The organism is Enterobacter sp. R-25 (assembly GCF_049913205.1).
GTDB classification, from domain to species: Bacteria; Pseudomonadota; Gammaproteobacteria; order Enterobacterales; family Enterobacteriaceae; genus Enterobacter; species Enterobacter ludwigii.
Genome location: NZ_CP183982.1, coordinates 3,669,950 through 3,692,791 on the forward strand (window position 1 = coordinate 3,669,950; position 22,842 = coordinate 3,692,791).

The window sequence follows — 22,842 nt, forward strand, 5'->3', positions numbered from 1 at the left end:
ATATTTACTCCAGTATTGTAAGAGAGGTTTTATTTATTATTTCGGTTCTTCCAGCAAGATAATCATGACTAATCCAATTGCTGCGCAAATACCGAAATAAATAAAGACAGAATTAAAGCTTCCAGTTTTATCCAGCAGATAACCTGCCAGCATCGGCGAAACAAATCCGCCGAGATTACCGCCGCTATTAATAATTGATGCGGCGATGGGATACGTTTTGCTGTCCGCAACGGCCATTCCATAAGCGGTGAAGGCGGGCCAGCCTATATTCAGACAGAGACCAACAAAAAAGAGGCCGACACAAACCGCAACGGTGCTTTGCGGGATATTCAGCATGATGACCATCATCAGTACGGTGCTGATGGCTGTAAACATCATGGTCGGTTTACGCCTGCGCCCGAGCCATTTATCGGAGACATAGCCGCCAAAAATCGCGCCGATAAAACCGCCGATACACGGCATACTCGCGACGAGGCCCATGCTCATGAACGTAAAGCCTTTTTCTTTCACCAGATAAAGCGGTATCCAGGTCAGCAGGCCATACAGCACGCTGACCATCATGAAGTAGGCCACACAGTCACCGAGAATATTTTTCGATGTGAACAGACCTTTTACCGTGCTGATGGGCGACAGATCCCGTACGCGGATCAGACGGTCAAGGCGGGAGAAGCCGGGGGAAATCACGATATTTTCCCGTCTGGCATCCGGTGTCGCCTGACCTGCGGTAATGGTCTCCAGTTCGCCCTTTGACACGAAAGGGCTCTCGGAAGGCCGGGTACGTACCAGTAAATACCACAGGACAGCAATGATCAGCCCCGGAATAGCAAAAGAGAAAAAGACCCAGCGCCAGCCCCATGTCATGGCAATCCACACTGCCAGCGGCGGCACCAGAATGGGGGCAAACATGGTGGCAGCAATATAGACGCCGGTCGCCGTGGCCTTCTCTTTTGGTGGAAACCAGTTATTGATCGTTGATGCCAACCCCACCGGGCATGGTCCCTCGGTTAACCCCAGCCCCAGGCGGATAAACTTCAGGCCCAGCACTGAGGTCGCAGTCCCCATCAACCAGGTAAACGCCGAGAAGCCAAATATCGACAGCGCCACCATCCCGCGAATGCCTTTTTTGGCGATAAAAAAGCCCGCCGGTATTTGGCTCAGGGCGTATCCCAAAAAGAACATACTGGCGATCGCACCGGCTTCGAAATTATTGATATGAAACTCGTCGATGATAAAAGGAAGTACAGCACCAATATTTGTTCGGTCGGCATAGTTAATGGCATACACAATAAAAATTAATGCCAGCACAACGAAACGGTAATTGGTTTTCTTTGTCGCTATGTAGGGGGCAACTTGTTCTATACGAGACATGTTTTACCTCATTATTCGAACAACGTGAGTCGTTTTATTTATGCGTTCAACGTCAATATATCGGCTATCGAACGAAACACCATTCAATAAAACTCATTTATTGCTGAGATAAATTTGATACGCGATGCAGGTCATAAAAATAAAATGTAACCCTCATCAATATTCATCGATAAAACACTGTGAACAGGATCATGTTTAATCCATTCAGCCGGGTAAAAATTGCTGACGCGATGCCGCAATGTTATGTTTTTTAAAATTGTCTCGTTTAAAAGGAGTGGGCCATGCCCGCGCAGGATCGCCAGACCCTCCCCATACCCTCGCTGCGAAATATTCAGTCCTTTATCGCCGTGGCCAACTCTCTCAGTATCCATCTGGCAGCCGAACAGCTTAATGTCACCGCGTCAGCCGTCAGTCATCAGATCGCCTCGCTGGAATCCTGGATGGGGAAGAAGTTATTTATCCGCAGCGGCAAAGGCGTGACCCTGACCCCGACGGGGGAAAAATATCTGCGCGACGTCTCCGCAGCGATGAGCGCCATCGGCCGTGCAACTGAACAGGTGATGAAAGAGGCCGATAATCCGGTATTGCGCGTTCACTCTTCACCAACGTTTGGCCTGACGTGGTTATTGCGCCGGCTCGGCAAATTTCGCAGTGAATACCCGGAGATTACGGTCAATCTTTCCTGCTCCTATGAGAACCTGCAGTTTGCACGCGATAACATCGATATTGATATTCGCCACGGCATCCCGGACTGGGACGCTTACAGGGTCATGACCATTAAAAACGATGCGCTGGTGGTGCTGGCGTCACCGGCATATCTGCGTGCACATCCCGTCAACACGCCGCAGGACCTGCTTTCACAGGCGCTTATCTCGTCGACCAGCACCCTCGTCAACTGGGAAAAATGGTTTGCCTGGCACAATATCGACCGCCCCTGGCTCAACTTCAGCCTGAGTTTTGATCGTTCCTACATGAGCTTTGAAGCCGCACGCATGGGGCTGGGATTTATTCTGGAAAGCAAGATGATGGCCACCGATCACCTGAACGATGGCTCCCTGGTGCAGGTGCTACCAGATGAAACGGGGATCGCCATTAATGCGCATCATCTGGTGATGCCGCACATGAACGAGCGCACCTGGAAGATCCAGCAGTTTGTTGAGTGGATTGATCGCGAGCTGCGTCTGTCGGGGTATCACCTGTAGCAATACCCCGACGTGGCGTCAGGAGACGGTGCCCCACACAAGATGGCCCTTATGGAAGGTCGCGGTACGCGGTGAAATCCGCGCCACGGCCTCGGCGGAACAGGAAGCGTCCACCAGCACAAAGCTGGCATCGTCCTGCGCTTTTGGCCACACGCGCTCGCCTTTGTCGTTCAACGGCAGAACATCACCGGTGGCGATACCCAGCGCGCGGGAGAGCGTCTGTTCATTCGGGCGAATATAGAGCTGGGCGTAAAGATTGGCTTTTTCCAGCATATCGCCCAGTCCATACGGCGACCAGTGGTCAATGACGCTGTCGGTGCCGGTCATGACGAACACCCCCTTGTCACGGAGTTGCTTCAGCGGCATATGCAGGGTGCCAATCGGCACCGTAGAGGCAATGGTCACCTGCTGCGCCGCCATACGGGTGGCGATTTCATCGACCTGCTGCTCGTTGAGCATGGCCAGCGCGAAGGCGTGGCTGATGGTCAGTTTGCCCTTAAGCGCGGGCGTTTTCTCCACGGTCTCTACCATGTAGTTCACCGCCGCGACGCCTGCCGGGCTGGTTTCATGCAGGTGGATGTCCACCCCTTTGTCATAATCCAGCGCAATCTGGAACATCGTGTCGAGGGATTTTTCCATCGCACCGTCCACGTTAGTCGGATCCAGACCGCCCACGTAGTGCGCGCCAGCCTGCATGGCCTCGCGCATCAGCGTTTCGGAGTGCGACAACAGCAAGCCGTGCTGCGGGAAGGCGACAATTTCACAGTCAAACCCCGGCTTGCGGCGCGCTAAGACGGCCTGGAGATTTTCCAGATTCTTCAGGCCAGATGTCGGCTCAATATTGCAGTGGCTGCGGGCGAGGGTGGAGCCTTTCGACTGGATCAGATCGATAAGCTTTTCCGCACGCTCCTGCGTGTAGGGCTGTAACTCTGGCAGCAATTTTTGTTCAAGACGGATCATGTCCTGAATGGTCGTGCCCGCCGGGCGGTTAAGGGAATGCCAGGGACCACCGTAAAAGGTTTTATCCAGGTGGATATGCATGTCGCGCATCGCCGGCAGCATCAGCTTACTGCCTGCATCATAGTGTGGCAGCGTGGCATCGGCATGGCTTTTGTTATCACGCAGGGCGACAATTTTGCCGTCATTAATTTCGAGTGTTTTCAGTTCGGTGCGGGTGCTTATCGCCACGCCGCCGTCAACGTTGAACCCGGCCTCCAGCAGCACGTTATCCAGGTAGTAGTGTCTGGCGGTAATGTTCATCGGTTTGCCTGTCTCACAACGTGGTTTCGCAGTCTCTGCAGCATACGCGACGGAGCCAGTGGTGCCAAACAGGGCGCAGGCGGTAACCATTTTGCCGCTCTGGCTAATAAACTCGCGTCGGCTTTTATTCTCACTCATCTTCTCTTCCTTTTACTTACGCATTCACAATGTGGGTACCGGTCTCACCGCTCAGCGCCGCAGGCAGGCAGTCCGGCGAGGTGATGATCACGCGCTTGCCGCCGTCGTTCAGAAACGCCAGCGAGGCGACGATTTTCGGCAGCATGCTGCCCGCCGGGAAGTGCCCCTCCGCCACGTAGCGTTTCATCTGCGCCACATTCACCGTATCCAGCGCCTGCTGGTCTGGCTTACCAAAGTTGATGCACACTTTCTCCACCCCGGTGGTGATCACCAGCACGTCGGCATGGATCTCGCGGGCCAGCAGCGCGGTCGAGAGATCCTTATCAATCACCGCATCGACGCTCTGGTAATCCCCCTGCGCTGTGCGCACCACCGGAATACCACCACCGCCCGCCCCGATCACCACAAAGCCTTTTTGCGTCAGGGTCTTGATAGCCTCCGCTTCAACGATACGCAGCGGCTGCGGTGAGGCCACCACCCGGCGATAACCGCGCCCGGCGTCTTCAACAAAATGCCAGTCAGGATGGGCACGCTGGAGCGCATCACGCTGCGTCTCACTGAAAAACGCGCCGATAGGTTTGGTGGGATGGGCGAAACCCGGATCGTGTTTATCCACTTCCACCTGCGTGACGACCGTGACCGCTTTTTGCTCGCCGTGGGCGGCCATGCGGTTATTGAGTGCCTGCTGGATCAGGTAGCCGATACCGCCCTGGGTATCCGCCACGCAGTTTGCCAGCGGCGTGAGGGGTAGTCCTTCCCGCTCGTGAGCAATTTCAGCGCGGCGCAGATCCAGCCCCACCTGGGGGCCGTTACCGTGAGTGAGCACGATGTCATAGTCAGACGCCAGCATCTCCAGCACTGACTCTGCAACCAATTTCACGGCCTGTGACTGGTGTTCAATGGACTGACTGGCGTTATCTTTGATAATGCTGTTGCCGCCAATGGCGACGACCATGAGCTCTTTCATAGTGTTTCCTTTGAAATGGTGCGGGGTGAGGACATCAGCCATTATCAGGACTCCGAAACCGGCGCTGCCGCGCTCACCACGTCGCGGCTATCAAGAAAATGCTTCACCACAAACATGCCCCCCATCATCAGGTAGGCCGTGACAAACATCAGCGAACTGCCTTCAGCAAAGCCAACCACTGGCGCGTGGATCACGCCGAACAGCGCCAGCAACGCCCCAACGGCGGCGGCCACGGCTCCGCGCAGCGGTTTGTTGATGATGGCGAAGATAGCGATGCAGCCCCACAGCATGCTGGCGAGCGGTGCGCCGTTACCCAGATGCACCAGTCCCTGGTAGTAGATCCCTTTGCTGTGCAGCACGTCGGTGCCAATTTTCGCCGCACTGGTCCCCGCCGCGCCCATCACGCTGTTCATCATGGTCAGCGCCCAGTTGGCGATCCACGGGAACAGGCAGATGAAGATCACGGGAACCTCCACTTTGGGCGTTTCCCTTACTACCTGGTTGGCGGTCACCACCCCGATAAACACCAGAATCGGCACGATGGCGGTCATCGGTATGATGGCGAGCATAAACGCCCCCAGCCCGAACAGCGGCACGATAAACATGGTCACACCGGAGGCCAGCGTGTAACCAATGCTGGCCCCCATCGCTTTCCAGCCCGCGTGGCCGACGTAAACCGTCACCGGGAACGGGTTACCCATCAGACACCCGAGCATGGAGGCCAGCCCGTTTGCCAGCATCACCTTGCGGGTCGGGTACTCATCCCCCGCCGCGTGGGCGCTTTCGATGTTTTCCAGGTCAAAAATGTAGTTCGCCAGACCCAGCGGGACGGCAGAGGCCAGGTACGGTAATGCGTGCGGCAGTCCCTGCATAAAGCTGTCGACATGCACTTCCGGCGGGTTAAAGCCAAACGACGACATCGAGGCTTTGATGGCCTCCGGGCTTTGCAGACCGGAGATCCACGCCAGCGCGGTACCGGCAATCAGCAAGAGCAGGCCGGTTGGGATTTTGGCGAAGATCGGCTTTTTACCAAACCAGTTAATAAAGATCAGCAGCAGCACGATGAACGACACGGTAGGCGCCTCAAACGCCTGCAGCATCGGGTTCATCGCCAGCAGCAGCAGGCCCAGCCCGGACAGGCACGACAGCAGGACGGTACGCGGGATCATCTTGCGGATGGTTTCCCCCAGGAACGAACCGCCCGCCAGAATCATCGCCTCCACGAAGCACCACACCAGACCAATCTGGATAGCGAAATCCGCATCACCGGTTTGCTGGTAGACCGGCATCAGCACCAGAAAGGTCACGGTGAAAATTGACGGCGCGCTTGGGCCAGACGGCAGCGCGGTGACATCCGTACGCCCGGTCTGGCGCGCCATCTGCAGGCCAAACCACGCGTAGCAGACGCTCGCGACCAGCACCGCCAGCCCGAAGGCTGGCGCAATGCGTCCATAAACAATCTCCTTCGGGATGCCGACGACAAAAATGAGCAGCCCCATCATGGTCAGCAAATTGGTCAGGTTGTTGGTCATCAACCCGAAATACGCCGCCCAGTCACCTCTTTTCCACTCCAGTTTCATGTTTTTCATGGATGCATGCCTTATAAAAAGTAGCGATCGCGGAAGGTCAACAGCGCCTTTTCAAAACAGCTAAACGGCGGGTGAACGATGCCCGCCCCAATCATGCCAATACCTGCGTCTTTGTGGGCAATGGCGGTGTTAATGACCGGCAGAATGCCGCTGCCCGCGACTTTTGTGATGTCGATGGCGGTTGGAATGCCCATAAATGAGAGCAGCGGAATGGTGACGTTCGGGTTTTCACCGAGGGTGATCTCGCGCATCTGACGGGAGAAATCGATGGCTTCATCCACCGTGCCACCCACCAGTGCCACGATCGCCGGGGCTGTGGCCATCGCAAAACCACCGATACCGTAGGTTTCGGTAATGGCGCTGTCGCCAATATCCAGCCCGGAGTCTTCCGGCCTGTAGCCCGCGAACATCGGCCCTATCACCTGCTGCGCCGGGCCGGTGAACCACTGCCCCGGCAGCCCGGAGATGCGCAGGCCGAACTCGTAGCCGTTACGCGCCATGGTGGTGACCACGGTGCTGTATTCAATACCGTGTGCGGCATCCATGGCGGCTTTACACATCGCCATCCACGTCGGGCCGGAGAAGTAATCGCTGCTGGCGACGAACTCAAACACCTCACGCTGCTGTGCCACCGGATACCCGGCCTGAATCAGCCCGGGCGTCAACGCCTGGATCAGCAGCGTGGTGCCGGCGTTGTTGCGGTTATGGCACTCGTCGCCCATGTGCAGCGCCTGGGCCAGCATCAGGCGCAGGTCGATTTCACCAATGATTTTCATGGCATCGCGCAGCATCGGGCCGAGCACGTCACGCATCCAGTTCAGGCGGTCAATAACGCTCTGGTCGTTGGCGCCCATGCGCAGGATCTTCGCCATCTGCTCGCTAAGGTTAGTGAACGCCCGGTTGCCGTAGGTTTTGTTCTCAACGATGTGCATAAACATCGATGCCGAAGTGACGCCCGCCATTGAGCCTACGCAGTCGTGCTCGTGACAGGGCGAGAAGGTGATCGCCCCTGACGCCGCCACGCGCTCCGCGTCGTCGATATCGCGTGCCAGCCCTTCAAACACCAGCGCCCCGGTCACGGCCCCTTTCATTGCGCCACACATGTTTTCCCAGCTGACGGGCGGACCGGCGTGCAGAATGGTGGTGCGGGTCATGCCCGGCACAACGTTGATCGCCTGGTCGTAGCCCACCAGCACCGGATGGGACTGGATAATGCGCTCAAGGGCAATCTTATTGGCGGCGGCGATTTTGTCAGCCAGTGGCGCAAGGGCCAGCTGATCCAGCGCTTCTACAACCTGCAAATTCCCCTGCCCCGGCGGCGTCCAGTCGAGCTGGGTCACGGGGATATGCTGCTTTTTGAGATCCGCACTGAACAGCGCGATACCGACGTTAATCACGTTCAACGGCTGGTTAAATAAGGTCGTCATCAGGCAGTCTCCCCTTTAAAGACAAATTCACGTGCCAGTAATCCGGTGTTGGTGCTGCTGCTCGCCCAGATCACCCCTGCCTCGGTCAGAAGCTGACACTGCTGTGCCAGGGACGGTGAGTCCTGGTCGGTTCCGAGCACATAGCCGAGAATTGCCAGCGGGCGGTTATCGGCTTTCGCCGTCGCCTGCGCCTCTTTTATGGCCTCAAGCATCACGCCAACCGGATCCTCGTGCGCGCCAAAGCCCAGAACAAAGTCCATCACGATCACGCCCACCTCGGGGTCACGCGCCTCCTGCAACAGGCGGCTGATGCGGTTGGTCGGATCGATCATCGGGTGCGGTTTGCCGTGGGTGAAATCGTCATCTCCAAAATCAAGGAAGGTGTGGGCTTTACTGACGTTGATATCGTCCAGCCGTTTCGCCGGGTCGGGTTGAATGTTGCTGTAGACGTCGTCGAACTTTTCCAGCGCGGCGAACATGGCCTCATCGCACAGGGTGCCGCCGCAGAACAGGCCGCGGATGTATTTCTGCTGGGGTGTCAGCCGGGCACGCACCTCTTCGATCAGTGGCCAGTTCAGCGGATGCAGGTCGAGAGACTCTTTTTTCACCCCCGTTAACAGCACGGCCTTCAGCGCCGCCTCTTTGGTGCCACGGGCGAACTGCAGGTTGCCTTCATCAGCCGGCGGCTGATGACGACCGAGGAAACAGACCACCACCGGTTTGCGGCAGGTGCGGGCGCGGGCCAGCACTTTTTCTGCCACCGACGGCGCAGGCGGTTTAGAGATGAGGGTAATCACCTGGGTGGCGTCGTCAGCGTCCAGCATCGCGATGGCATCCAGCATCATCAGGCCACCTATCTTTTCGCTCAGATCGCGCCCGCCGGTGCCAATCAGCTGCGACACGCCGCCGCCGAATTCATGGATCCGCACGCTCAGCTCCTGGCTGCCGGTCCCGGACGCCCCGATAATACCGATCGGTCCGCGGCGCACCGCATTGGCGAAGCACAGCCCGGTACCGTTGATAATGGCCGTGCCGCAGTCCGGCCCCATCATCAGCAGCCCTTTCTGGTGTGCCAGCTGCTTCAGCGCCAGCTCGTCATCAAGGCTGACGTTGTCGGAGAAGAGCATGACGTTGAGATCGTTTTCCAGCGCCTGACGTGCTTCGCGGGCGGCAAACGTGCCGTTTACCGAAATCACCGCCAGGTTGCTCTCAGGACGATGGGTTTTCGCACTGGCAAGGGTGGCATAACGCGCTTCATGGCTCCCGCCGCTCTCCTTGCGGGTGAAAAGCGCTTCGATGGCTGCCAGCGTTTCGTCATTCGCCGCCTCGCCTTTAATCACAATCATTAAGTCGCCGTTTTTGGCATCCGCTAATTCCGGCGTTAATAGCCCGAGATTTTTTAATACGCCTTTGTTCATTTCTGTCGCCATAGCCACAAAAGCCTGCTCAACGCCCGGCAATTTATTGGCCTTCGTGGAAACCGACATCAATGACACCGAGTCAAAATAGGTATTCTTTTTTATGACGATTTTGGTGGGCATTATTTTCTCCTGAATGAGGATAAAAGGGGGCCGCCGTCGTGCAATAGGCACGTCGGTAAAATACTGTCTGAATGAGCGACCAGCCGGAAAAGGCTGGCCGAAGGAATTACGCGCCTGCAGCCAGCAGCAGGTCTGCTATCTGGTGGTAGCCTTTTTCCCGCGCCAGTTCGAGCGGGGTTTTGCCGTATTTATCGGTCATGTGCGGATTTGCGCCGTTATCCAGTAACAGCTTTACAATTTCCTGCTGTTTCGCGCCGCCATCGTTGAGGACAATCGCTTCCAGCAGCGGCGTCCAGCCCACGAAGTTGGTGTGGTTGACGTTAATATCGGTTTTCTCCAGCAGCTCGCGCACAATCTCAACGTGCCCTTTCTCGCTGGCAGGCGTAATGCCGACACCACCGAAGCGGGTCAGGCGATCAAGATCCGGATTGGCGGGTAAGACTATCCGCAGCAGGGTTAAATCATTTGTCAGGCAGCTAATCAGGAAGGGGTTAAAACAGGTCTGATCCTGTTGATCAATATCTGCTCCGGCGGCAATTAAAAATGCCACGCAGTCATAATGTTTTTTCAGACTGGCAATAATAACGGCCGTTCTTTTCTGGCGTTGAGTGGCATTAATATCGACACCTTTTTCAAGGCAGGCTTTTAGCCCGTCAATATTGCCCTGCTCTGCCGCCAGCAAAAATTCAGTAACGAGTTCGTTCGCAGACATATTCAGACTCCCCATGATGTATTGCTCATGACCTGAGAATAGCAACAGCCTGGTGAGAAAAGAATCCGCTTAAAAATCATTCATCGACAGTCAATTCATTATTGAGTTAAATTCAACAATTCAGCCAAAATGTGCGGCCGTGCAATCTTTTACTTATGTTTTAGCGCTTTTATTCGCCTCAGACAGCATTCTGCTTATGCCTGATGAAGCCTGACATGACGCGGCTCGACGCGAATAATCAGAACTGTGACCGCCGTCATATGCGTTGTAACAACGCTGTTAAAATATGTTCAAAACTGATGGCTAACAGGAGCCGTAATATGAATTCCATCTTTACTGAAGAGAACCTGCTGGCCTTCACCACGGCGGCACGCTTTGGCAGCTTCAGCAAAGCCGCCACCGAGCTTGGCGTAACCACCTCTGCCATCAGTTACACCATCAAGCGAATGGAGACCGGGCTGGATGTGGTGCTGTTTGTACGCAATACGCGCAGCATTGAGCTGACCGAGTCGGGGTTTTACTTTTACCGTAAAGCGACCGACCTGCTGAATGATTTTCATGCCATCAAGCGCGGGATAGACACCATTTCGCAGGGCATTGAGGCGCGGGTCCGCATATGCATCAACCAGCTTTTGTACACCCCACGCCATACGGCGCGGCTGCTGCAGGTGCTGAAAAAACAGTTTCCTACCTGCCAGATCACCGTCACGACCGAGGTCTACAACGGCGTCTGGGACTCCATCATCAACAACCAGGCCAATATCGCGATTGGCGCACCGGACACGCTGCTCGACGGCGGCGGCATTGATTACACCGAGATCGGTGCCATCCGTTGGGTATTCGCCATCGCGCCGGAACACCCGCTGGCCTTCGTGCCGGAGCCGATAGCCGAAAGCCAGCTGCGTCTGTACCCCAACATCATGGTGGAAGACACGGCGCACACTATAAACAAGAAGGTCGGCTGGCTGCTGCACGGCCAGGAGGCGATTCTGGTGCCCGACTTCAACACCAAATGCCAGTGTCAGATCCTTGGGGACGGGATTGGTTTTTTACCGGAGTATATGGCCCGCGAGGCGGTGGAGGACGGGCTGCTGGTCACGCGGCGAATTAATAATCCGCGTCAGGATTCACGCATGCTGCTTGCCACGCAGCATGCGGCGACCGGCCAGGTCACGCGCTGGATCAAACAGCAGTTTGGTCCACAGGGCGTGCTGACCGGGATATACAGCGATCTACTGTGGCGCGCTTAGTTTTTGCTTTGCACCCAAAACGCGTGAATAAGACCAGGGATGTAGCCCAGTAAGGTCAGAACGATGTTAATGATAAACGCCCAGCCAAACCCTTTGCCGAGCAGCACGCCCAGCGGTGGCAGGATAATAGTAAAGACAATACGCCAAAAACCCATAACGACTCCGTGCAAGCTAACCAATTGAAAATACAAAAGAGAACATTCTCTAAGCGTAGCCAGTTTAACGGCCTGCGCCATCTCTTTATCGCCCTTTTACCCTCTTTTACGCTTTTGACACTGGCTTAATCCTCCCCATTAGTTTAGAGTTTACTTAATTAAGTAAAGACTAAACTAATATGACTGAACTCGAACAACTTCAGGCCAGCGCCGGACAGGCCGCAGCCCTGTTAAAAGCGATGAGCAATCCGCGTCGGTTGCTGATCCTCTGCATGTTGTGCGGTACACCGGGTACCAGCGCGGGCGATCTGGCGCGGGCGACGGGGCTTAGCCCATCCGCCACGTCACAACATCTGGCGCGTATGCGTGAAGAGGGGCTTATCGACAGCACCCGTGAAGCGCAGCGCATTCTGTATTACATTAAAAACGATGCGGTGCATCAGCTTATCAGTACCCTGAAAAGCCTCTATTGCCCGTAAGGAGCCACCATGTCACTACCGCTCATTTCACCCCAGCAGGCCAATGCGCTCGTTGCTGAAGGTGCAAAACTGATCGATATTCGCGATCCCGACGAATATGCCCGCGAGCATATTCCCGCCGCCCGGTCCGTGCCGCTGGACACCTTACCCGGCGGGCTTGAGACGCACGCGGGCGAAACGGTGATTTTTCACTGCCAGTCTGGCGCCCGGACATCCTCGAACGCAGCCCGCCTTGCTCAGGCTGCCGCGCCTGCTCAGGCATTTATCGTTGAAGGCGGAATTCAGGGGTGGAAGCAGGCTGGGTTGATCACGCAGGAAGACACGTCACAGCCGCTGCCGTTGATGCGTCAGGTGCAAATTGCCGCCGGGCTGCTCACCCTGTGCGGGGTCGTGCTGGGCTTTACGCTCTCCAGCGGCTTTTTCCTGCTGAGCGGCTTTGTGGGGGCCGGGCTGCTGTTTGCCGGGCTGACCGGGTTTTGCGGAATGGCGAGACTGCTGAAAGTGATGCCCTGGAACCGGCGTACCTCGTAAGCAGTAATCGGTGAAATACGCTGTACCCGGCATCAGACGTGGGCTAAGGTGAAGATCATTGAAACGATGAGGAGGTAGTATGTTTTCTGTCGGTGATTATGTGCAACCGCGTAAAGGCGGCCCAAAACTGAAAGTACTCGAAGTGAACGGCGATAGCGTTGTGGCGGTTCAGGCCAGCAATGAGCAAGGCGAGAAATTTACCCTGAAGGCCGCAGACCTGGCCCTGTATACCGAAGAGGGTGATTTCGGCGTCTGCTAAACAGGCAACCGGGCGGTGTCTTCCGCCCGGCTCATGGATTAAATCAGAAAATCATCCAGTGATTTACCATTTGCCAGTGCATTGGCAATAGGCTTTGGCGTACGCCCCTGACCGGTCCATGTTTTCTCTTCACCGTTGAGATCAATAAAGCGATATTTCGCTTCACGCGGTTTACGTTTTTTCGCTGGCTTACCGGCCTGCGCCATATCTGAACCGAGGAGATCGGACGGTGAAATACCATCAGCTTTCATCAGTTCCAGCAGGGCATTAATTTTTTCCTGCTGCTCAGCGCGTTGTTGCTCTAATTCAGCCAGCTCACTCCGTTTCTCTTCAGCAACGACCCTGACTTTTTCCAGCATTTCTTCAAGAACGTCCAGGGATAATTCACGCGCCATCGCACGCAGAGTTCGGATATTATTAAGATTCTGTAACGTCAAAGACATATATTTGAAAACCTTTTCTTTAGGGTAAATCGAAAAATCGACAAGAGAATAATTCATTTCGCCTGGAATATCTACCCGCGGGCACGTCTTGCTAAAAATGTAAATGTTTTAAAATATCGCGTTTGATAATATCGGCAGATAACTGTCGATACCGCCGGATTCAATCTTTATCTCAGTATAAACGGTTAGATTTAATCCAAATCAAAGCATGCCGCACTGTCGTCGTTCGGGCAGAACGTTCGCTTCGGCACGCTCAAGATCAACAGATTGATTTACATACAAAAACTGACAGCAGGGACAGATTATAACGAACCGAACAAAAAACACGCAATTTTAGAGAATTTTGTGGACAAAACGCGACTAAATAAAAATTAATAACTAGTTGTTAGTTCAAAGGCAGAGATATACGCTATACATGCATGACAAACCAACCTAAAGCACTAACCGCTGAGGGAAAATCGTTTCTATTGTGTTCTTCTCAAGGAGTTCAGACATGTTCTCACCGCAATCTCGCCTGCGCCATGCGGTAGCGGATACCTTCGCGATGGTTGTTTACTGTTCCGTCGTGAACATGCTGATCGAAATTTTCCTCTCCGGAATGTCCTTTGAGCAGTCACTTTCTTCTCGTCTGGTGGCAATTCCGGTCAACATTATTATTGCGTGGCCTTACGGATTATACCGCGATGCGGTCATGCGCTTTGCGCGTCGTATTAGCCCGTCAGGGTGGGTGAAAAACCTCGCCGACGTTCTGGCATACGTGACGTTCCAGTCGCCGGTTTACGTGGCTATTCTGCTGACAGTGGGCGCAGACTGGCATCAAATCGTCGCAGCGGTCAGTTCAAATATCGTGATTTCAATGCTGATGGGTGCGGTGTATGGCTATTTTCTCGACTACTGTCGCCGCCTGTTTAAGGTCAGCCAGTACAGCCAGGCCAAAGCATGATGTGAGGCGACTGGCGAATGCCAGTCGCAGATTTACTGTACGTCGCCAAACAGTCCCTTCAAAAACCGCTCCAGCGCCATACGCGAACTGAAGCCATGCGGAATACCATAATGTTCATGCGTTTCACCACCTAAATACAATGGGAATTGCTGATAATGATCGCAGGTTTTAATATCCGAGGCAGGCTCAGCAAATGACAAACTTCTGTCTTTCAGCGTCGGGTGAATAATGAGAGCGGTACGTCCCATTCTTGCTTCACGATTAACGTAAACATAATTCTCGCCACGGCGATATCCATACGCTTTTGATGTCACCTCATCCATGGTGAATCCCTCTTTTTCAAGAACGCGCGCCACCTCATCAGGTCGTAAATACATATCTTTTCCTCGTTATCTTTTCCTGCCCGGCAACCTTACAGTATTCAGCATTAGCAGGGCTTTCAGAATATTCCATAAACTGCCAGATAACGCGTGACGCGCTTCAGATATTAAATTTCTGGACTAAACTAAACGGGAACGCAAAATTACGGAGGATCGTATGTTTAACAGACCGAACCGAAACGATATTAACGACGACACACAGGATATTCGTAACGATGTCAGCCAATTAGCGGACTCGCTGGAAGAAGTGCTGAAATCCTGGGGTTCCGGTGCGAAGGACGAAGCGGATGCCGCAAAACGTAAGGCTCAGTCTTTGCTACGTGAAACCCGCGCCCGCATGAATGGGCGTTCGCGCACCACGCAGGCTGCCTGCGATGCCATCAGCTGCGCCAATACCTTCGTTCGCGAAAAACCCCTCTGTACGCTTGGTACGGTAGCCGCGGTGGGTATCTTCGTGGGGGCGCTGCTTAGCCTGCGCAAATAGTCGTCTCAGCCTGTCCGAATCCGCCCCGGTCGCGTCAGCCCCCGGGGCTTTTCTTTGCCTGCGCGCCTGAAAAAGCCGTACAGCCCGCCCTGCCCCGCTGTGCTCATCATCGGGGCCATATTAATCTGAAATTCCCATATCTTGTATGGTTGAATCTTAAGACAACTACATCTAGTATTCCCTTTAGCAAGATACACACAACCTGACGCGATGATTCGCGCCGCTCTCTCATTTTAAATGGAAATACGAATCATGAGCATTATTATTTACACTCGTAACGATTGTGTTCAGTGCCACGCGACAAAACGTGCAATGGAAAGCCGTGGAGTGGCCTTTGAGATGGTGAACATTGACCTGCAGCCCGAAGCTGCCGATACCCTGCGGGCGCAAGGTTTTCGCCAGCTACCGGTCGTCGTCGCCGGGGAGACCAGCTGGTCCGGCTTTCGCCCCGACATGATTAACCGCCTCGCCGCCCAGGCCGCCAGGGCATGAGTGGGCTGGTCTACTTCTCCAGCATCTCGGAAAACACGCTCCGCTTTATTGAGCGCGTCGGGCTGCCTGCGATACGTATCCCGCTTAACGAGCGGGAACGGATCCGGGTAGACGAACCCTACATTCTGGTGGTCCCGAGCTATGGTGGAGGTGGCACCGCGGGGGCCGTGCCTCGCCAGGTGATCCGCTTTCTCAACGATCCCCACAACCGACAGCTTATTCGCGGCGTTATCGCGGCAGGCAATCGCAATTTCGGCGATGCCTTTGGCCGTGCCGGGGATGTCATTTCTCAAAAATGCGGCGTGCCGTATCTCTATCGTTTTGAACTGATGGGGACACAGCAGGACGTAGAGAACGTGCGTAAAGGAGTGAACGAATTTTGGCAACGACAACCGCAGAACGTGTAATTCAGGCGACACCGGATTACCACGCATTAAACGCAATGCTGAACCTCTATGACCGTGAGGGGCACATTCAGTTTGGCAAAGATCATGAGGCGGTGGAGGCGTTTATCGCCACCCACGTCCGCCCCAACAGCATGACCTTTGCAAGCCAGAATGAACGTCTCGATTATCTGGTCAAGGAAGGCTATTACGAAGAGCGCGTGCTGGCCCGGTACGATCATGCCTTTGTGGAGACGCTGTTCGGGCAAGCCCATAGCCGCGGTTTTCGTTTCCAGACGTTTCTTGGCGCATGGAAGTTTTACACCAGCTATACCCTGAAAACATTCGACGGCAAACGCTATCTTGAAAGCTTCGAGGACCGCGTGGTGATGGTTGCCCTGACGCTCGCGCAGGGCGATGAAACCCTGGCAGAACGCCTGATGGATGAGATGCTCTCCGGCCGTTTCCAGCCCGCCACACCGACCTTTCTCAATTGCGGAAAAGCTCAGCGCGGCGAGCTGGTCTCCTGCTTCCTGCTGCGCATCGAAGACAATATGGAGTCGATTGGTCGCGCGGTGAATTCGGCGCTGCAGCTCTCTAAACGCGGTGGCGGTGTGGCGTTTCTGCTGTCGAACCTGCGTGAAGCCGGTGCGCCAATTAAGCGTATCGAAAACCAGTCCTCCGGCGTGATTCCGGTCATGAAAATGCTGGAAGATGCTTTCTCGTATGCCAACCAGCTGGGGGCGCGTCAGGGCGCGGGGGCGGTCTATCTGCATGCGCACCATCCGGATATCCTGCGCTTCCTGGATACCAAACGTGAAAACGCCGATGAAAAAATCCGCATTAAGACCCTGTCGCTTGGGGTGGTGATTCCGGATATCACCTTTGCACTCGCCAAAGAAAATGCCGAGATGGCGCTCTTCTCCCCATACGACATTGAGCGTATTTACGGGAAAGCGTTTGGTGATGTGGCGATAAGCGCCCTGTATCACGATCTGGTGGCCGACGATCGCATTCGTAAGAAGTACATTAACGCCCGCGATTTCTTCCAGACGCTGGCCGAAATTCAGTTTGAGTCCGGCTATCCGTACATCATGTATGAAGATACGGTCAACCGTGCGAACCCGATTGCCGGGCGAATCAATATGAGCAACCTCTGCTCGGAGATATTGCAGGTGAATAGCGCATCTACGTATGACGAAAACCTGGACTACGCCGACATCGGCAAAGATATCTCCTGTAACCTCGGGTCGCTGAATATTGCCCACACCATGGATTCCCCCGATTTTGGCCGCACGGTGGAGACCGCCATTCGCGGGCTGACCGCGGTGTCAGACATGAGCCACATCCGCAGCGTGCCGTCCATTGAAGCCGGTAATGCCGCCTCGCACGCCATCGGCCTTGGGCAGATGAACCTGCACGGCTATCTGGCGCGGGAAGGTATCGCCTACGGTAGCCCGGAAGGACTGGATTTCACCAACCTCTATTTTTACACCATTACCTGGCATGCGCTGCATACCTCTATGATGCTGGCGCGCGAGCGTAACCAGCGCTTTGCGGGCTTTGAACAGTCGCGTTACGCCAGCGGTGAGTACTTCAGGCCATATCTGGAAGGAGACTGGCAGCCGAAAACCGACAAAGTGCGCCAGCTGTTTGCCGATGCCGGGGTTCTCCTGCCCACCCGCGAGATGTGGCAGCAGCTGCGGGACGATGTGATGCGTTACGGCATCTATAACCAGAATCTGCAGGCCGTACCGCCAACCGGGTCAATCTCTTACATTAACCACGCCACGTCGAGTATCCACCCGATTGTGTCGAAGATTGAGATCCGCAAGGAAGGTAAGACCGGGCGCGTTTACTACCCTGCCCCGTTTATGACCAACGACAATCTGGCCCTGTATCAGGACGCGTATGAGATTGGCCCTGAGAAAATTATTGATACCTACGCCGAGGCGACAAAACACGTGGATCAGGGGCTGTCGCTGACGCTCTTCTTCCCGGACACCGCCACCACGCGTGACATTAACCGGGCGCAGATTTACGCCTGGAAGAGAGGGATCAAAACCCTCTACTACATTCGCCTGCGCCAGCGTGCGCTGGAAGGCACCGAAATTGAAGGCTGCGTGTCCTGCGCGCTGTAAGGAGAAAGGATGAAACTGTCACGCGTGAGTGCCGTTAACTGGAATAAAATTCAGGATGATAAAGACCTGGAGGTGTGGAACCGCCTGACCAGCAACTTCTGGCTGCCGGAAAAAGTCCCGCTTTCAAACGATATTCCGGCCTGGCAAACCCTCAGCCACGCCGAACAGCAGCTGACGATCCGTGTGTTCACCGGCCTGACGCTGCTGGACACCATCCAAAATACCGTCGGTGCCCCTGCGCTGATGGCCGACGCGCTGACGCCTCACGAAGAGGCGGTGATGTCGAACATCAGCTTTATGGAGGCGGTCCATGCCCGCTCCTACAGCTCGATTTTTTCGACGCTGTGCCAGACCAAAGATGTGGACGCGGCGTACACCTGGAGCGAAGAAAGCGAGTCATTGCAGCGAAAGGCCAGCCTGGTGCTGGAGTATTATCAGGCCGACGAACCGCTGAAGAAGAAAATTGCCAGCGTGTTTCTCGAATCCTTCCTGTTCTATTCGGGCTTCTGGTTACCGATGTACTGGTCGAGCCGCGGCAAGCTGACCAACACCGCCGATTTAATTCGCCTCATCATTCGTGATGAAGCCGTACACGGGTACTACATCGGCTATAAATATCAGAAAGGGCTGGAGAACGTCAGCGAAGAAAAGCGCGAAGCGTTAAAAGGTTTTGCCCTCGATTTGCTGATGGATTTGTACGAGAACGAACTGAGTTATACCGAAGAATTGTACGCCGGTACCGGTTGGGAGGAGGAGGTAAAAGCGTTTCTTTGCTACAACGCCAATAAAGCGCTGATGAATCTCGGCTACGAAGCGCTTTTCCCACCGGAAATGGCCGACGTGAACCCGGCGATCCTGGCGGCACTGTCACCCAACGCCGATGAAAACCACGATTTCTTCTCCGGGTCTGGTTCGTCGTATGTGATGGGCAAAGCGGTGGAGACCGAAGATGAGGACTGGGATTTTTAATGAGCGGGTTAACGTTCATTAATTTAATATAAATCTAACAATTTCCTCCCTAATATTTTACGGGCAACTACACTGTAATTCCCCGTTCATATTCGCCTGAATCACTCCGATTCAGGCGAAATTTCGCTGTGCAAAAGCAAAAAATTCAGAAAAATTCAAACCACGCTCAGCCCTTTACTCATGGGAAATTCAGCCGTTTCGCTTACGGCAAAATTCCTGCCATAAGCAAACCCAGGGTTGTCTCAGATTCTCAGTATGTTAGGGTAATGCCAGTTAACTATTTACCATGGTAATGATATCGACATAAACAAATAACAGGACACTCTCTATTGCATGGCAATTAAATTAGAAGTGAAAAATCTTTATAAAGTATTTGGCGAGCATCCTCAGCGCGCATTCAAATATATTGAGAAAGGCCTTTCAAAAGAGCAAATTCTGGAAAAAACCGGGCTGTCGCTTGGCGTTAAAGACGCCAGTCTGGCCATTGAAGAAGGCGAGATTTTTGTCATCATGGGGTTATCCGGTTCGGGTAAATCCACTATGGTTCGCCTTCTCAATCGCCTGATTGAACCCACCCGTGGACAGGTACTGATTGATGGCATTGATATCGCCAGAATATCAGAGGCTGAACTTCGCGAGGTGCGCAGAAAGAAGATTGCAATGGTGTTCCAGTCATTTGCGCTAATGCCGCATATGACGGTGCTGGATAATGCCGCCTTTGGCATGGAATTAGCGGGCGTTACCGCTAATGAACGTCAGGAAAAAGCGCTGGATGCATTACGTCAGGTAGGCCTCGAGAATTATGCGCATGCCTACCCGGATGAGCTTTCCGGCGGGATGCGCCAGCGTGTCGGATTAGCCCGCGCATTAGCCATTAACCCAGACATTTTATTAATGGATGAAGCCTTCTCGGCACTCGATCCATTAATTCGCACCGAGATGCAGGATGAGCTGGTAAAATTACAGGCTAAACATCAACGTACCATTGTTTTTATTTCCCACGATCTTGATGAAGCCATGCGTATTGGTGACCGTATTGCCATTATGCAAAATGGTGAAGTGGTGCAGGTCGGTACGCCGGATGAAATTCTGAATAATCCGGCCAATGATTATGTGCGCACCTTCTTCCGCGGCGTGGATATTAGTCAGGTCTTTAGTGCGAAAGATATCGCCCGTCGTTCACCGAACGGTCTTATCCGCAAAACACCGGGCTTTGGTCCGCGCTCTGCACTGAAACTGTTGCAGGATGAAGATCGGGAATACGGTTATCTGATCGAACGCGGTAATAAATTTGTTGGCATTGTTTCCATCGACTCCCTGAAAACCGCACTCAGCGAAAATCAGGGCATTGATGCGGCGGTTATCGACTCCCCGCTTGCCGTGGACGCCGAAACGCCGCTCAGCGAGCTGCTCTCTCACGTTGGTCAGGCCCCGTGTGCCGTACCGGTAGTCAGTGAGGAACAACAGTACGTCGGCATCATCTCAAAACGCATGTTGCTGCAGGCTTTAGATCGCGAGGGGACAAACAATGGCTGATCAATCTAACCCGTGGGGAACCACCGAGGCGGCGGACAGCGCTGCTCAATCTGCCGATGCGTGGGGGTCTTCCACGCCTGCGCCAACCGATGGCGGCGCGGCGGACTGGCTCAACAGTGCACCGGCCCCTGCGCCAGAGCACTTCAATATTATGGATCCGTTTCATAAGACGCTGATCCCGCTGGATAGCTGGGTCACGGAGGGGATCGACTGGGTAGTGACTCACTTCCGTCCGGTCTTCCAGGGGATCCGCGTACCGGTGGATTACATCCTGAACGGTTTCCAGCAGCTGATGCTCGGCATGCCCGCGCCGGTCGCTATTGTGCTCTTCTCCCTGATTGCCTGGCAGTTTGGCAGCGCCGGCATGGGTGTCGCCACGCTGATCTCACTGATAGCCATCGGCGCGATTGGCGCCTGGTCGCAGGCAATGATCACCTTAGCGCTGGTGCTCACCGCCCTGCTCTTCTGCGTCGCTATCGGCCTGCCGATGGGGATCTGGCTGGCGCGCAGTCCGCGGGCGGCGAAGATTATTCGTCCGCTGCTGGATGCGATGCAGACCACCCCCGCGTTTGTCTACCTGGTGCCGATCGTGATGCTGTTTGGTATCGGCAACGTGCCGGGCGTCGTGGTGACCATTATCTTCGCCCTGCCGCCGGTCATTCGTCTGACGATACTCGGGATTAACCAGGTACCGGCCGATCTTATCGAGGCGTCGCGTTCATTTGGTGCCAGCCCGCGCCAGATGCTGTTTAAAGTTCAGCTTCCGCTGGCGATGCCAACCATCATGGCGGGTGTCAACCAGACGCTGATGCTGGCCCTCTCCATGGTAGTAATTGCCTCAATGATCGCCGTCGGCGGGCTGGGTCAGATGGTGCTGCGCGGCATTGGTCGTCTTGATATGGGACTGGCCACCGTGGGCGGCGTCGGCATTGTGATCCTCGCCATTATCCTTGACCGCCTGACGCAGGCTGTCGGTCGTGATTCACGCAGTCGCGGCAACCGTCGCTGGTATAGCACCGGCCCTGTCGGGTTAATCACCCGCCCATTCAGAAAATAAGGAACAACGATGCGACATCGCGTACTTTTTGCCACAGCGTTTGCCACCCTTGTCTCCACCAGCACGTTTGCAGCAGACCTGCCGGGCAAAGGCATTACCGTGCAACCGGTGCAAAGCACCATTTCAGAAGAGACCTTCCAGACGCTGTTAGTCAGCCGCGCGCTGGAAAAACTGGGCTATACGGTCAACACCCCAAGTGAAGTGGATTACAACGTGGGCTACACCTCGATTGCCTCCGGTGATGCCACCTTTACCGCCGTCAACTGGCAGCCGCTGCACGACGACATGTATGCCGCCGCCGGCGGGGATAAGAAATTCTACCGCGAAGGCACCTTCGTGACCGGCGCAGCGCAGGGGTATCTGATCGACAAGAAAACAGCCGACCAGTACCACATCACCAATATCGAGCAGCTGAAAGATCCGAAGATTGCCAAACTGTTCGACACCAACGGTGACGGCAAAGCTGACATGATGGGCTGCTCGCCGGGCTGGGGCTGTGAGGCGGTGATTAATCACCAGAACAAAGCCTTTGACCTGGCGAAAACGGTCGACGTCAGCCACGGTAACTACTCGGCGATGATGGCCGACACCATTGCCCGCTTCAAAGAGGGTAAACCGGTCATCTATTACACCTGGACACCGTACTGGGTGAGCGACGTGCTGAAGCCGGGGAAAGACGTGGTGTGGCTGCAGGTGCCCTTCTCTTCCCTGCCGGGCGAGCAGAAAGATATCGACACCAAACTGCCAAACGGCATGAACTATGGCTTCCCGGTAAACACGATGCATATCGTTGCTAACAAAACCTGGGCTGAGAAAAACCCGGCGGCAGCGAAGCTGTTCTCGGTGATGAAACTGCCTCTGGCGGACATCAATGCCCAGAACGCAATGATGCACGCGGGGAAATCGTCCGAAGCTGACATCAAAGGCCACGTGGATGGCTGGATCAAAGCCCACCAGCAGCAGTTTGATGGTTGGGTAAAAGAAGCGATGGACGCGCAGAAGTCATAAGAGCCCTTCAGACCTGCCCTCTCCCCACGGGAGAGGGTTAACTCCCCTAAACCGCACAATCCAGCACGTAACAATCCCACCACATTCACAATCATTCGCTATTATGGTTCACGGAAAAATAATCACTT

General features: G+C 54.7%; 24 protein-coding genes. 14 read left to right on the forward strand and 10 right to left on the reverse strand.

Annotated elements, in window-relative coordinates:
- Positions 1 to 36: 36 nt before the first annotated feature.
- Positions 37 to 1,368: an MFS transporter gene (locus ACN9MQ_RS17425; protein WP_068794943.1), complete on the reverse strand. Its 1,332-nt coding sequence runs from the start codon at positions 1,366 to 1,368 to the stop codon at positions 37 to 39.
- A gap of 281 nt (positions 1,369 to 1,649) precedes the next feature.
- Here ACN9MQ_RS17425 and ACN9MQ_RS17430 point away from each other — a divergent pair, with 281 nt between their 5' ends.
- Positions 1,650 to 2,570, forward strand: a complete 921-nt coding sequence (locus ACN9MQ_RS17430) for a LysR substrate-binding domain-containing protein (protein ID WP_426021192.1) — start codon at positions 1,650 to 1,652, stop codon at positions 2,568 to 2,570.
- 18 nt (positions 2,571 to 2,588) lie between these two features.
- Here ACN9MQ_RS17430 and ACN9MQ_RS17435 read toward each other — a convergent pair whose 3' ends face one another.
- The 6 genes from ACN9MQ_RS17435 to ACN9MQ_RS17460 form a co-directional block, all read right to left on the reverse strand.
- Entirely contained in the window at positions 2,589 to 3,968 is a 1,380-nt protein-coding gene (locus ACN9MQ_RS17435) for an amidohydrolase family protein (RefSeq protein WP_182268866.1), read from the reverse strand.
- 16 nt (positions 3,969 to 3,984) lie between these two features.
- Entirely contained in the window at positions 3,985 to 4,935 is a 951-nt protein-coding gene (locus ACN9MQ_RS17440) for a carbamate kinase family protein (RefSeq protein ID WP_182268865.1), read from the reverse strand.
- A 44-nt stretch (positions 4,936 to 4,979) separates the two neighbouring features.
- Positions 4,980 to 6,524 carry a hypothetical protein gene (locus ACN9MQ_RS17445; protein ID WP_047742219.1) on the reverse strand — a complete coding sequence of 515 codons (1,545 nt, stop codon included), beginning with the start codon at positions 6,522 to 6,524 and terminating at the stop codon, positions 4,980 to 4,982.
- An 11-nt stretch (positions 6,525 to 6,535) separates the two neighbouring features.
- Complete coding sequence (locus ACN9MQ_RS17450; RefSeq protein ID WP_032680426.1) at positions 6,536 to 7,951, reverse strand: DUF1116 domain-containing protein; 1,416 nt, start codon at positions 7,949 to 7,951, stop codon at positions 6,536 to 6,538.
- Positions 7,951 to 9,492 (reverse strand): acyl-CoA synthetase FdrA, encoded by a 1,542-nt coding sequence (gene fdrA / locus ACN9MQ_RS17455; protein WP_032680425.1) that lies wholly within the window; start codon positions 9,490 to 9,492, stop codon positions 7,951 to 7,953. The genes ACN9MQ_RS17450 and fdrA overlap by 1 nt, the downstream gene beginning before the upstream one ends.
- A gap of 106 nt (positions 9,493 to 9,598) precedes the next feature.
- Positions 9,599 to 10,204: an ankyrin repeat domain-containing protein gene (locus ACN9MQ_RS17460; RefSeq protein WP_020883872.1), complete on the reverse strand. Its 606-nt coding sequence runs from the start codon at positions 10,202 to 10,204 to the stop codon at positions 9,599 to 9,601.
- Positions 10,205 to 10,524: 320 nt separating this feature from the next.
- Here ACN9MQ_RS17460 and ACN9MQ_RS17465 point away from each other — a divergent pair, with 320 nt between their 5' ends.
- Positions 10,525 to 11,454 carry a LysR substrate-binding domain-containing protein gene (locus ACN9MQ_RS17465; protein ID WP_020883871.1) on the forward strand — a complete coding sequence of 310 codons (930 nt, stop codon included), beginning with the start codon at positions 10,525 to 10,527 and terminating at the stop codon, positions 11,452 to 11,454.
- On the opposite strand, the gene ACN9MQ_RS17470 is transcribed toward ACN9MQ_RS17465, so the two are convergent.
- Positions 11,451 to 11,609 (reverse strand): YqaE/Pmp3 family membrane protein, encoded by a 159-nt coding sequence (locus ACN9MQ_RS17470; RefSeq protein WP_032678825.1) that lies wholly within the window; start codon positions 11,607 to 11,609, stop codon positions 11,451 to 11,453. The genes ACN9MQ_RS17465 and ACN9MQ_RS17470 overlap by 4 nt on opposite strands.
- A 179-nt stretch (positions 11,610 to 11,788) precedes the next feature.
- Here ACN9MQ_RS17470 and ACN9MQ_RS17475 point away from each other — a divergent pair, with 179 nt between their 5' ends.
- From ACN9MQ_RS17475 to ACN9MQ_RS17485, 3 genes are all read left to right on the forward strand, one after another.
- The gene (locus ACN9MQ_RS17475; protein WP_059306468.1) at positions 11,789 to 12,088 is read left to right on the forward strand and encodes an ArsR/SmtB family transcription factor; all 300 of its coding nucleotides are present in this window, start codon (positions 11,789 to 11,791) and stop codon (positions 12,086 to 12,088) included.
- A gap of 9 nt (positions 12,089 to 12,097) precedes the next feature.
- A complete protein-coding gene (locus ACN9MQ_RS17480; protein ID WP_014171309.1) occupies positions 12,098 to 12,619 on the forward strand; it encodes a rhodanese family protein in 522 nt (173 codons plus the stop codon).
- A gap of 79 nt (positions 12,620 to 12,698) precedes the next feature.
- Entirely contained in the window at positions 12,699 to 12,878 is a 180-nt protein-coding gene (locus ACN9MQ_RS17485) for a hypothetical protein (RefSeq protein WP_014171310.1), read from the forward strand.
- Between the two features lie 38 nt (positions 12,879 to 12,916).
- Here the strand turns inward: ACN9MQ_RS17485 and stpA are convergent, their stop codons facing one another.
- Positions 12,917 to 13,321 carry a DNA-binding protein StpA gene (gene stpA, locus ACN9MQ_RS17490; protein ID WP_020883867.1) on the reverse strand — a complete coding sequence of 135 codons (405 nt, stop codon included), beginning with the start codon at positions 13,319 to 13,321 and terminating at the stop codon, positions 12,917 to 12,919.
- Positions 13,322 to 13,814: 493 nt separating this feature from the next.
- Between stpA and alaE the strand changes: the two genes are divergently transcribed.
- Entirely contained in the window at positions 13,815 to 14,264 is a 450-nt protein-coding gene (gene alaE, locus ACN9MQ_RS17495) for an L-alanine exporter AlaE (RefSeq protein WP_020883866.1), read from the forward strand.
- A 32-nt stretch (positions 14,265 to 14,296) separates the two neighbouring features.
- Here the strand turns inward: alaE and ACN9MQ_RS17500 are convergent, their stop codons facing one another.
- On the reverse strand, positions 14,297 to 14,641 hold the full coding sequence (locus tag ACN9MQ_RS17500; protein WP_006811693.1) for a DUF2002 family protein: 345 nt from the start codon (positions 14,639 to 14,641) through the stop codon (positions 14,297 to 14,299).
- A gap of 160 nt (positions 14,642 to 14,801) precedes the next feature.
- On the opposite strand from ACN9MQ_RS17500, the gene ACN9MQ_RS17505 reads away from it, so the two are divergent.
- From ACN9MQ_RS17505 to proX, 8 genes are all read left to right on the forward strand, one after another.
- Positions 14,802 to 15,128: a DUF883 domain-containing protein gene (locus ACN9MQ_RS17505; protein WP_014171314.1), complete on the forward strand. Its 327-nt coding sequence runs from the start codon at positions 14,802 to 14,804 to the stop codon at positions 15,126 to 15,128.
- 252 nt (positions 15,129 to 15,380) lie between these two features.
- A complete protein-coding gene (nrdH, locus tag ACN9MQ_RS17510; protein WP_020883865.1) occupies positions 15,381 to 15,620 on the forward strand; it encodes a glutaredoxin-like protein NrdH in 240 nt (79 codons plus the stop codon).
- Positions 15,617 to 16,027: a class Ib ribonucleoside-diphosphate reductase assembly flavoprotein NrdI gene (nrdI, locus tag ACN9MQ_RS17515; RefSeq protein ID WP_426021191.1), complete on the forward strand. Its 411-nt coding sequence runs from the start codon at positions 15,617 to 15,619 to the stop codon at positions 16,025 to 16,027. Before nrdH ends, nrdI begins: the two co-directional genes overlap by 4 nt.
- Positions 16,000 to 18,144 (forward strand): class 1b ribonucleoside-diphosphate reductase subunit alpha, encoded by a 2,145-nt coding sequence (gene nrdE / locus ACN9MQ_RS17520; RefSeq protein ID WP_426021190.1) that lies wholly within the window; start codon positions 16,000 to 16,002, stop codon positions 18,142 to 18,144. Before nrdI ends, nrdE begins: the two co-directional genes overlap by 28 nt.
- A 9-nt stretch (positions 18,145 to 18,153) precedes the next feature.
- Positions 18,154 to 19,113: a class 1b ribonucleoside-diphosphate reductase subunit beta gene (nrdF, locus tag ACN9MQ_RS17525; RefSeq protein ID WP_020883863.1), complete on the forward strand. Its 960-nt coding sequence runs from the start codon at positions 18,154 to 18,156 to the stop codon at positions 19,111 to 19,113.
- 333 nt (positions 19,114 to 19,446) lie between these two features.
- Positions 19,447 to 20,649 carry a glycine betaine/L-proline ABC transporter ATP-binding protein ProV gene (gene proV, locus ACN9MQ_RS17530; RefSeq protein WP_014171319.1) on the forward strand — a complete coding sequence of 401 codons (1,203 nt, stop codon included), beginning with the start codon at positions 19,447 to 19,449 and terminating at the stop codon, positions 20,647 to 20,649.
- Positions 20,642 to 21,706, forward strand: a complete 1,065-nt coding sequence (gene proW, locus ACN9MQ_RS17535) for a glycine betaine/L-proline ABC transporter permease ProW (RefSeq protein WP_014171320.1) — start codon at positions 20,642 to 20,644, stop codon at positions 21,704 to 21,706. The genes proV and proW overlap by 8 nt, the downstream gene beginning before the upstream one ends.
- 9 nt (positions 21,707 to 21,715) lie before the next feature.
- Positions 21,716 to 22,714 carry a glycine betaine/L-proline ABC transporter substrate-binding protein ProX gene (gene proX, locus ACN9MQ_RS17540; protein ID WP_025203399.1) on the forward strand — a complete coding sequence of 333 codons (999 nt, stop codon included), beginning with the start codon at positions 21,716 to 21,718 and terminating at the stop codon, positions 22,712 to 22,714.
- Positions 22,715 to 22,842 lie beyond the last annotated feature (128 nt).

Coding starts and splice junctions, on each gene's coding strand:
- ACN9MQ_RS17425 (WP_068794943.1), bottom strand. CDS start 1,368: ATGTCTCGTATAGAACAAGTTGCCCCCTACATAGCGACAAAGAAAACC.
- ACN9MQ_RS17430 (WP_426021192.1), top strand. CDS start 1,650: ATGCCCGCGCAGGATCGCCAGACCCTCCCCATACCCTCGCTGCGAAAT.
- ACN9MQ_RS17435 (WP_182268866.1), bottom strand. CDS start 3,968: ATGAGTGAGAATAAAAGCCGACGCGAGTTTATTAGCCAGAGCGGCAAA.
- ACN9MQ_RS17440 (WP_182268865.1), bottom strand. CDS start 4,935: ATGAAAGAGCTCATGGTCGTCGCCATTGGCGGCAACAGCATTATCAAA.
- ACN9MQ_RS17445 (WP_047742219.1), bottom strand. CDS start 6,524: ATGAAAAACATGAAACTGGAGTGGAAAAGAGGTGACTGGGCGGCGTAT.
- ACN9MQ_RS17450 (WP_032680426.1), bottom strand. CDS start 7,951: ATGACGACCTTATTTAACCAGCCGTTGAACGTGATTAACGTCGGTATC.
- fdrA (WP_032680425.1), bottom strand. CDS start 9,492: ATGCCCACCAAAATCGTCATAAAAAAGAATACCTATTTTGACTCGGTG.
- ACN9MQ_RS17460 (WP_020883872.1), bottom strand. CDS start 10,204: ATGTCTGCGAACGAACTCGTTACTGAATTTTTGCTGGCGGCAGAGCAG.
- ACN9MQ_RS17465 (WP_020883871.1), top strand. CDS start 10,525: ATGAATTCCATCTTTACTGAAGAGAACCTGCTGGCCTTCACCACGGCG.
- ACN9MQ_RS17470 (WP_032678825.1), bottom strand. CDS start 11,609: ATGGGTTTTTGGCGTATTGTCTTTACTATTATCCTGCCACCGCTGGGC.
- ACN9MQ_RS17475 (WP_059306468.1), top strand. CDS start 11,789: ATGACTGAACTCGAACAACTTCAGGCCAGCGCCGGACAGGCCGCAGCC.
- ACN9MQ_RS17480 (WP_014171309.1), top strand. CDS start 12,098: ATGTCACTACCGCTCATTTCACCCCAGCAGGCCAATGCGCTCGTTGCT.
- ACN9MQ_RS17485 (WP_014171310.1), top strand. CDS start 12,699: ATGTTTTCTGTCGGTGATTATGTGCAACCGCGTAAAGGCGGCCCAAAA.
- stpA (WP_020883867.1), bottom strand. CDS start 13,321: ATGTCTTTGACGTTACAGAATCTTAATAATATCCGAACTCTGCGTGCG.
- alaE (WP_020883866.1), top strand. CDS start 13,815: ATGTTCTCACCGCAATCTCGCCTGCGCCATGCGGTAGCGGATACCTTC.
- ACN9MQ_RS17500 (WP_006811693.1), bottom strand. CDS start 14,641: ATGTATTTACGACCTGATGAGGTGGCGCGCGTTCTTGAAAAAGAGGGA.
- ACN9MQ_RS17505 (WP_014171314.1), top strand. CDS start 14,802: ATGTTTAACAGACCGAACCGAAACGATATTAACGACGACACACAGGAT.
- nrdH (WP_020883865.1), top strand. CDS start 15,381: ATGAGCATTATTATTTACACTCGTAACGATTGTGTTCAGTGCCACGCG.
- nrdI (WP_426021191.1), top strand. CDS start 15,617: ATGAGTGGGCTGGTCTACTTCTCCAGCATCTCGGAAAACACGCTCCGC.
- nrdF (WP_020883863.1), top strand. CDS start 18,154: ATGAAACTGTCACGCGTGAGTGCCGTTAACTGGAATAAAATTCAGGAT.
- proV (WP_014171319.1), top strand. CDS start 19,447: ATGGCAATTAAATTAGAAGTGAAAAATCTTTATAAAGTATTTGGCGAG.
- proW (WP_014171320.1), top strand. CDS start 20,642: ATGGCTGATCAATCTAACCCGTGGGGAACCACCGAGGCGGCGGACAGC.
- proX (WP_025203399.1), top strand. CDS start 21,716: ATGCGACATCGCGTACTTTTTGCCACAGCGTTTGCCACCCTTGTCTCC.